Annotated in this window: 7 protein-coding genes; 4 read left to right on the top strand and 3 right to left on the bottom strand. The window is 43.5% G+C overall.

Going from position 1 to position 7,794, the window contains the following annotated elements; genetic code table 11:
• The first annotated feature begins 403 nt into the window (after positions 1-403).
• The gene (locus tag F6K57_RS33070) at positions 404-1,048 is read left to right on the top strand and encodes a flavin prenyltransferase UbiX (RefSeq protein ID WP_070393920.1); all 645 of its coding nucleotides are present in this window, start codon (positions 404-406) and stop codon (positions 1,046-1,048) included.
• A gap of 200 nt (positions 1,049-1,248) precedes the next feature.
• Complete coding sequence (locus tag F6K57_RS33065) at positions 1,249-1,899, top strand: hypothetical protein (protein WP_198954119.1); 651 nt, start codon at positions 1,249-1,251, stop codon at positions 1,897-1,899.
• Positions 1,900-2,009: 110 nt separating this feature from the next.
• Here the strand turns inward: F6K57_RS33065 and F6K57_RS33060 are convergent, their stop codons facing one another.
• The gene (locus tag F6K57_RS33060; RefSeq protein WP_071105228.1) at positions 2,010-2,210 is read right to left on the bottom strand and encodes a hypothetical protein; all 201 of its coding nucleotides are present in this window, start codon (positions 2,208-2,210) and stop codon (positions 2,010-2,012) included.
• 723 nt (positions 2,211-2,933) lie between these two features.
• Here F6K57_RS33060 and F6K57_RS33055 point away from each other — a divergent pair.
• Positions 2,934-3,485: a shikimate kinase gene (locus F6K57_RS33055; protein WP_293072225.1), complete on the top strand. Its 552-nt coding sequence runs from the start codon at positions 2,934-2,936 to the stop codon at positions 3,483-3,485.
• 103 nt (positions 3,486-3,588) lie between these two features.
• On the opposite strand, the gene F6K57_RS33050 is transcribed toward F6K57_RS33055, so the two are convergent.
• Positions 3,589-4,770: an aldo/keto reductase gene (locus tag F6K57_RS33050; RefSeq protein ID WP_364305110.1), complete on the bottom strand. Its 1,182-nt coding sequence runs from the start codon at positions 4,768-4,770 to the stop codon at positions 3,589-3,591.
• Between the two features lie 906 nt (positions 4,771-5,676).
• Here F6K57_RS33050 and F6K57_RS33045 point away from each other — a divergent pair.
• The gene (locus tag F6K57_RS33045; protein ID WP_070393914.1) at positions 5,677-6,057 is read left to right on the top strand and encodes a helix-turn-helix domain-containing protein; all 381 of its coding nucleotides are present in this window, start codon (positions 5,677-5,679) and stop codon (positions 6,055-6,057) included.
• Positions 6,058-6,739: 682 nt separating this feature from the next.
• Here F6K57_RS33045 and F6K57_RS33040 read toward each other — a convergent pair.
• The gene (locus tag F6K57_RS33040; RefSeq protein ID WP_293064804.1) at positions 6,740-7,618 is read right to left on the bottom strand and encodes a hypothetical protein; all 879 of its coding nucleotides are present in this window, start codon (positions 7,616-7,618) and stop codon (positions 6,740-6,742) included.
• Positions 7,619-7,794 lie beyond the last annotated feature (176 nt).

Below are 7,794 nucleotides of genomic sequence, written 5' to 3'. Positions count from 1 at the left end.
TGCCTATCGATTAGGCGATCGCGTCGAAGTCCAAGTCAAGAGTGTGGATTATTACCGTCAACAAATTGACCTGGTAACCGTAAGTGGCGGTAGTTTTGCTAGTAACGAAGATTTAGAGGAGTAAGTTATTTGTGAGTGGTTAGTAGGTTACTAGAAGGTTAACTAACCACTCACCACTCACTACCAATTAAATGATATTAAGTCCGGTTAATAACTTATAATACCCTTGATTCTAATAGGGTTAATTTCTTTTTGTTAATTAACAATGTCAGCTGATAGCTGATAGCTGATAGCTGATAGCTGATAGCTGATAGCTGATAGCTGATAGCTGATAGCTGATAGCTGATAGCTGATAGCTGACGGCTGAATACTTACCAACCGGACATAATTTGACTACTGACTAATGACAACTCCTTTAATTCTTGGTGTCACTGGTGCATCTGGCCTAATCTATGCTGTAAGGGCTTTAAAGTATTTACTAGAGGCTGACTATGCTATTGAGCTGGTGGCATCGAAATCTACCTATATGGTTTGGCAGGCAGAGCAAAATATTCGCATGCCTCTTGAACCCGATCTACAAGAACAATTCTGGCGTCAGCAAGCGGCAGTCGATCAGGGGGGCAAACTCATTTGTCATCGGTGGGGGGATGTGGGAGCCAGTATTGCTAGTGGTTCTTTCCGTACTTTAGGAATGGTGATCATGCCCTGTAGTATGAATACCGTAGCAAAAATGGCTGCGGGCTTCAGTACTGACCTGCTTGAGCGTTCAGCAGATGTTCAAATTAAAGAAGGGCGTAAGCTAGTAATCGTACCTCGTGAAACACCCTTTAGCTTAATCCATCTGCGTAACCTTACCAGGTTAGCAGAAACAGGAGTTAGAATTGTTCCAGCTATACCGGCTTGGTACCATAACCCTCAAACCATCGAAGATTTGGTGGATTTTGTGGTAGCTCGTGCTTTAGACCAGTTAGACATTGACTGCATTCCCCTAAAACGGTGGCAGGGCAGAAGTAATGATTCCCTTAAACATAGTTATCATGATAGGTAGGAAATCAAGATATCGGAAAGATGGGGAAAATAGGCAGATTTAAAAGAGGAAGTAGTAGGAGGCTAAATCGTCAGACTTTTCTGCCTTGAGCCTGACATATGCTGATAAATCTTCATCACCCCTCAACTTTTAACCTATAACCTTCAATCCCTTGGTTTATGTTTAGGATTATTATATTCTTATGTTTGGTAATAGGTGGATTGGCACTGTTTGTTGTTGATAATTGGTTGCCAGTGCTACCTTTGGTCTTTCTAGGCATGAAGACACCACCTCTACCTCTAGCTTTGTGGATTGTTGGTGCCGTTGGAGCTGGAGTTCTAACCAGCATCAGCCTACGACTCCCCAATTACCTGGCTTGGCGTTATTCTAGTCGAAATTCTGAACCACCGGACGACGAGCCATTATTTTCTGAATATAGCCGTGGCGAAAGTTATCAAACCCAGACGAGGCAGGATAAAACTCGTGAGCGTCCGGCCTCGAAACAAACCTCAAAAGATGATACAAGCTCGGATTGGGAAGAAAGTAGTAGTCAAGAGTGGGACTTTGAGGAAGATCAAAATTCAGATCGAGTATCATCAGGTCGCCAAGGGGTTAAGCAAGATTCGACCTCACACACCACTAAAGGGGATCCCACTAGCTATGACCTGAGCGAAGAACCCGAAAGTAGTGATCAAAGTGACTCTGTTTATTCCTATAGTTATCGCCAACCTGGTAATTCAGGTGTTGGTAAATCTGAAACAGTTTACGATGCCAAGTATCGAGTCATTAATCCACCTTACAAGACAGTAGCTAAGCAGACTGAAGAGGATGAAGAGGACTGGGGGTTTGAGGATGATGAAGACTTTCAATAACCATGGTTGACGGTTGATTTTATTATAACTAGCAATACAATAGCAGCCAAGGTAGTAAAAGGTTACTCCTTGGCTGTTATTGTTAGATAGTTAATCAATTATCCATTGGGCTAATTGTTCATTTGTTCGCGAGATTGTTGCCTCACGCGGCCAGTCATGGCGGCTTCCTGTAAGGCCATAAAGGCATCGAGATCCGCCAAATCGTACTTTTTATGTTTTTGATGGAGCATCCTGCGTAATTTATCCTCGGCTTCTATGGTAAGATAACCGGTTGTGAGAGCTTGTTTGACAATGTCACGAATTAGCAACATTTACTTTGTTACCCCTAGTTTAGATGGAGTGACCACTAGTGAAAACCAGTAGATCTGTTCCACTAGTGGATAGTTTTGTGAGACACCGAAATCAGCTGCTTGATCAGGTAGTTGAGTGCCAGGGATTAAAACCGATGTGTTATACATATTTGAGTCTCCCTGGTCTACAAAATTGGGGTTTGTTGTACCCTGATGCCAAGCTTGGACTTGCATTCAGTCCATAGCATGACCAGGCTTACGGTGCTCAAACACCGCTTACCCAGTCTGCTTAGGTCTAAGCCTAAGTTTCTGGCTACTTTGTCAGCCATGCAAAGCGCGAGTGGGGGAAACCCCGGTCACGACCCTGCATCGCTTCTAATGACGGCGCTTAAAACCGCCAAATCTCCCTTCCTCCGCCACATAGCCACATAAATGATGACGGTTTCCACGCTCCCGTTTTCTTGATGCAGTCGCAGATCAGGAAAACCAAGCCAGTCGCTCATAGGGAGGGGCTGTATGCATAGGCTTACGGTCGCCCGAAGTCAAGCCCAGTGGGCACCCCCTTTGGTCTCACTGGCTACCCAAAAGCACGGTACATCACTTTTGTTGGGATGAAGTTTAGATGAAGCTATTGTGAATAATAGCATAAATGTGAAAGGTTGTCTCGCAGTGAAAGTCTTAGGGTGGTACCTTTGATTAAGTGTGAACTAAGGGTAATCACTGATTAGACTGGGGAGGGCATGCGTGAATGACTTGTTGAAGGGCCTCAATGTTTTTCTGATTGGCATGATGGGCGCTGGCAAAACTACTGTTGGAGGTTTACTAGCTAGTGAGCTAGGCTATGGTTTTTTTGATACAGATGCCCTGATTGAGCAAATTGCAGGTAAAACGATTAACGAGATATTTGCTGAGGACGGAGAAGAAACCTTTCGACAGCTGGAGACTCAGGTACTATCGGAACTATCGGCTTATCAGCAATTGATCGTTGCTACAGGAGGCGGTATTGTGCTTAACCCCCAGAATTGGAGTTATCTGCATTATGGTCTGGTGGTCTGGTTAGATGTCCCTGTGCCAATGTTAATCGAACGCTTGCGAGAGGATACTACTCGCCCCTTACTACAGAAACCTGATCCTGCTTTAGAATTGCAGAAAATTCTTGACCAAAGACGGAGTCTCTATGAATTAGCTGACCTTCACATCTGTGAAGATTATGGGGAGACCCCACCACAGATTGCTTCACGAGTGATCACAGAGATTCCGAAAGTTCTTAAAAATTCTAAACAAAAAAATAATTAAGATCCTGCAAACGCTGAATACGAAGATTTCTGGATCTTTCTGGGTTGATAGTTAATTAACCATGAACAATTAACAATTGATAATCATTAATAGGTTGGTTTAATTATTGTTGGGAGAGGCGTTTGACTGGTTCACCCCCTAATAAGTTATGGGCATCTTCCAAAAAATCGGGTATTATATCAGCATTAGGACTGTTACGCAAACACTGCCTCAGGTCTAATTCTCTGACCCGATTGGCTTGGGCACCAGGAAACCAGTGACCCGCATTAGTTAAGAGGTTGTAGCGCATTTTCGCATACTCTAGCAGATCGTACGCGATCGCTAAATTCCTCAACCACAAAATCACTGGAATATTGATACCGCCTGGGGTTTCTGAATGGGTGGGTAAGCCAATGTCCCAACTTCGGAACCAGTCTTCTCCCAATTTTGCGATCGCTTCTGATTCCAAACGCTCTAAAATCGGCGGTAATACTTCTTCTGAGCGCTCCAGAAGTTTTACAGTTTTGAGGTGTTCATCAAAATCTGAAGGTCGAGATGCCCCTAGACTCAAGGTATGGACCTCGGGATGGCTCAAACAAAACAAATCATTAAATACCATTGGGCTAAGGGGAGCACAAAGTTCCACTAACCGTTGTGGTGGTTTATAGAGCATACCCCCTTTATCGGAAGTGCTAATGATGAACACCCCCATATCGTGACGAGTAGCGGCTTCAATGGCAGGCCAATTTAACTGATTAATGTAATACCAGTGCAAGTTAACGTAGTCAAACTGGTCCGTTTCAATGGTTTTAACAATCACATCTGTAGGACCATGAGTCGAGAATCCAATAAACCGTACCTTACCCTCTGCTTTAAGCTGTCGCGCTACATCTAAATAACCACCAGGACGGATAGTCTGATCTAGCAACTCAGGGGTATTAATCCCATGGATTCCCAGTAGGTCAACATAGTCAAGTTTTAGGAAAGCGAGGGATTGATTAAACTTACGACGAAACTCTTTGGGGTCAGGCTTAGGAGTAACTTTAGTCTGAACAATCAGTTGTTCTCGGGGAAATTTTGGCAAAATCTCTCCTAATTGCATCTCAGAAGTACCGTAGCCACGAGCAGTTTCTATGTGATGAATGCCAAGCTCTAGAGAACGGCGGATTGTTGTTTCGAGATTCTGTTGATGATCTTGGGGAATTTGCTCCTTGGGAACATCCTGCCACTTGAACTGGTATCGCATACCACCACAGGAAAAGACTGGCATCTGTAATTCTGTACGCCCAAATCTTCGATATTGCATCATAAACGTGCTTTGAATCACCCAGCTGCTAGTGTCTGCTCTTTGATTATCTAACTATTTTTACCAAAAATTTTGGGTTTAAAGCCCCGTCCTTATAGGACGGCTTTCTTTATTAAGTTAAAACTTGACAGTTTTCGCACTGCGTGTTATGATAAAATTATAAACAAAAAACTAAGCACTAGATAAATACTATCTAATCATAAGTAGACAACGTAAAAAATATGTAAGAGATACATATTGCGTAATTTGGTCTAACGACTTAAAAGTCTATGAAAAAAAATTAGATAAAAAAAGTATCTATCTATATGTAAAAAAAAGGTAAGGTACGGTGGGGCACACCGAAACCTAGGTCGAAGACTAAACACGCTTGTGGAGAGGAGACCTCTATTTTTCCTGGCTCCGGCAAGGGATAACAAGTCACCCCGTTGAAGCAAGAATCCCCGTCCTTCCAGGGCGGGGAGTGTCAAAACCTCAGCATTCAGCCGTCAGCATTCATCCTTTAGCTGTCCGTAACTCAGCATTATTCGGATGCTTACCTGTTGTCTTGATCCCAAGCGCGAGTGGGAGTTCCCCCCACAGGTCGGCACTGCCTCCCCTGTTCCCTTGCTGCATCGCTTATTAAAAAGCTGTTCAGTGTAGCTTACCCATAGCCACTAAGCCGAACAAGAAGTGTGCGCTACGCCCACGCTTCTTGATCTGCTATCAGGTATCAGCCAAAGGCTGTGACAACGCTATGGGAATAGTTTATCCCCATTGTGCTTGCTACACAGAACAGCTTTTGAATAAAATAAGCTACAGCTGACGGCTGTCAGCTTTCCAGGTTCCAAGGTTTTTCCATAGGCTCTAGCTAATACCCACGCTAGTCAGGTACAATGAGGATAGCTCAGATAATTCTCCTCAAGAACCATGAAAGCCTACTCTGTTGATCTTAGACAAAAAATTATTGATGCTTATAATCAAGGCAATATCTCTCAACGTAAGCTGGCTAAACAGTTTAATGTTGCCTTAAGCTTTGTTCAAAAATTACTCAAACAGTATCGAGAAACCGGAAATATTGCTCCCAAAGTTCGCACTAAACAAACTCCGATAAAACTTACCCCAGAGCAATTAAATATTCTCCGAGATCTGGTCATCAAAAACAATGATGCTACCTTAGATGAACTCCGGATTTGGTTAGCCGAAGAAACGGGTGTTTTAATTGGTCATTCCACAGTCGATAGGATGATTAAACGTTTGAATTTAACCCGTAAAAAAAACTTTAGACACCACAAAAAGAGGAAAAAATAAATTCAGGTGCGCTCTTACCATTAAGAATTAAATTCGCCAAGTAAGGGCGCACCTAAAAAATAATCTTTATATTTAATCGATAATGGCTCCTCGGTCAATGGGGAATCGTGGTCATATTAATGATTCCCCATTACTGATCCCAATTACCAAAATTGTAACCGGTCAGCAGTCAGCAGTCAGCAGTCAGCTTAAAAAAAACCTAATTTGGGATAATTTAAAGGTGCCCTAAATGTAAGCATATGCGCTACGCGCACGCTGCTTGAGGTGCCGTCAGCTATCAGCCGTGAGCTAAAGGCTCACGCTGCGCGAACAGCTTTTTGGCACAGGCTTTGGCCTTGGCCAAAAAGCTGTTCGAACGACGCTGGGACTTCAGTCAGGATTATTCCAATGCTTACTTGTTGTCTTGATGCAATAGCGAGTGGTTTGAATTTACCGTAAGACAGTTGAGCCTTAATCAATAAGTTTTACCCCTTTTCTGCATAGCCTACCAACCATAAAGGCTCAACGTAATCAGGTTTGGTCTCCGGGGGAAACCACGGCAGTCGCTCATGGGGGGAACCCCCTTTGGCGGCGCTGCCTCCCCTGTTCCCTTGCTGCATCGCTTATTCAAAAGCTGAGAGCTGAGAGCTGAGAGCTGAGAGCTGAGAGCTGATAGCTGATAGCTGATAGCTGATAGCTTACCTCAAATCTCTTTAGCTGCCCGCTCAATCAGATGACGAGCAACAGTTTGAATCCCAGTATGCTCATAACAATTGGTACTAGCGTCTAGAAATGCCGCTACATAGTCTAACTTGTCATCAGCAAGTTCTATGAAGCCACCCAGACGCTCAAACAGTGACTCAGGGCTTAACCCAGTAGAGGAAATTAAATTATCCATCCAGTCACCAACTGCATCAAACGTGTTACTGATAAATCCCTGTTTATCGGATTCAGGAATTGAGCCACTGAGAGCTGCAAAGGCAGGATTATCTTCTAGAGCGGACTCCCCTCCTTCTTCCAAGCTATTTCGGACTTTAGAGATGAAGTCAGCACCGAGAGGAATTACACCATCGATGCAAACTAAGGCTACCATCCGCATCAGAGCTTCGTTATGATAGTTTTCTGTCACAGAAGCAGCAAAATCTACCGGATTAAAGCCAAGGCCGTGAATCTTGCTATGAGCGATCAGTTCTCCGACCAGTTTTATACTCAAGTCAATAGATTGAACGGTGTCAGCTTTGGGAGTCAGTTTGTCTAAGAATGGGATCCAACTCAAGGTATCCCCGACTTTGTCAGCTAAAGCGGCTGCTGCGATCGCTGTGTCAGTATTGTCAAGAGTTTGGTAAATCCAGATAGCTGTTTGGTATCCCTGATCAGGGTCTTCGTATAGCTCAAGGGCGCGGGCGCGAATTGACTCAATCACATCTGGATCTGTTTCCCCTGTAACTGCGCTAATTGTATTGTCAAAACCGACGAGATTTTCCCATTCCCCCGGAACAATAAAATCCAGGACATTCAGTACTGTTACGGTTATATTATCCTCTGGAAGCTGATCAACTAATTCAATAATTGATTGACCCATTTTCAGTTTTTTTAACTATAAACTTCTCTCACGAAAACATACACAATTCTAAATGTCAATTGTGAAGGAATCATGAAAAAAATCTGTAAGCTATCAGCTTTGCTTAGGTAGCATACTGAGCAATACTAATTAACGTCAAAGTCTTCAGGAAATTCAGGAGAACTTGGTTGAGCTTC

It is taken from the genome of Moorena sp. SIO4A5, from assembly GCF_010672005.1.
GTDB lineage: Bacteria > Cyanobacteriota > Cyanobacteriia > Cyanobacteriales > Coleofasciculaceae > Moorena.
The sequence above is the reverse complement of the archived record's forward strand: the minus strand, read 5'-3'. Positions and strand labels throughout refer to the sequence as shown.

Bases quoted from the DNA above. Each gene is read 5' to 3' on its own strand.
- F6K57_RS33070 (WP_070393920.1), top strand. From the start codon at position 404: ATGACAACTCCTTTAATTCTTGGTGTCACTGGTGCATCTGGCCTAATC.
- F6K57_RS33060 (WP_071105228.1), bottom strand. From the start codon at position 2,210: ATGTTGCTAATTCGTGACATTGTCAAACAAGCTCTCACAACCGGTTAT.
- F6K57_RS33050 (WP_364305110.1), bottom strand. From the start codon at position 4,770: ATGCAATATCGAAGATTTGGGCGTACAGAATTACAGATGCCAGTCTTT.
- F6K57_RS33045 (WP_070393914.1), top strand. From the start codon at position 5,677: ATGAAAGCCTACTCTGTTGATCTTAGACAAAAAATTATTGATGCTTAT.
- F6K57_RS33040 (WP_293064804.1), bottom strand. From the start codon at position 7,618: ATGGGTCAATCAATTATTGAATTAGTTGATCAGCTTCCAGAGGATAAT.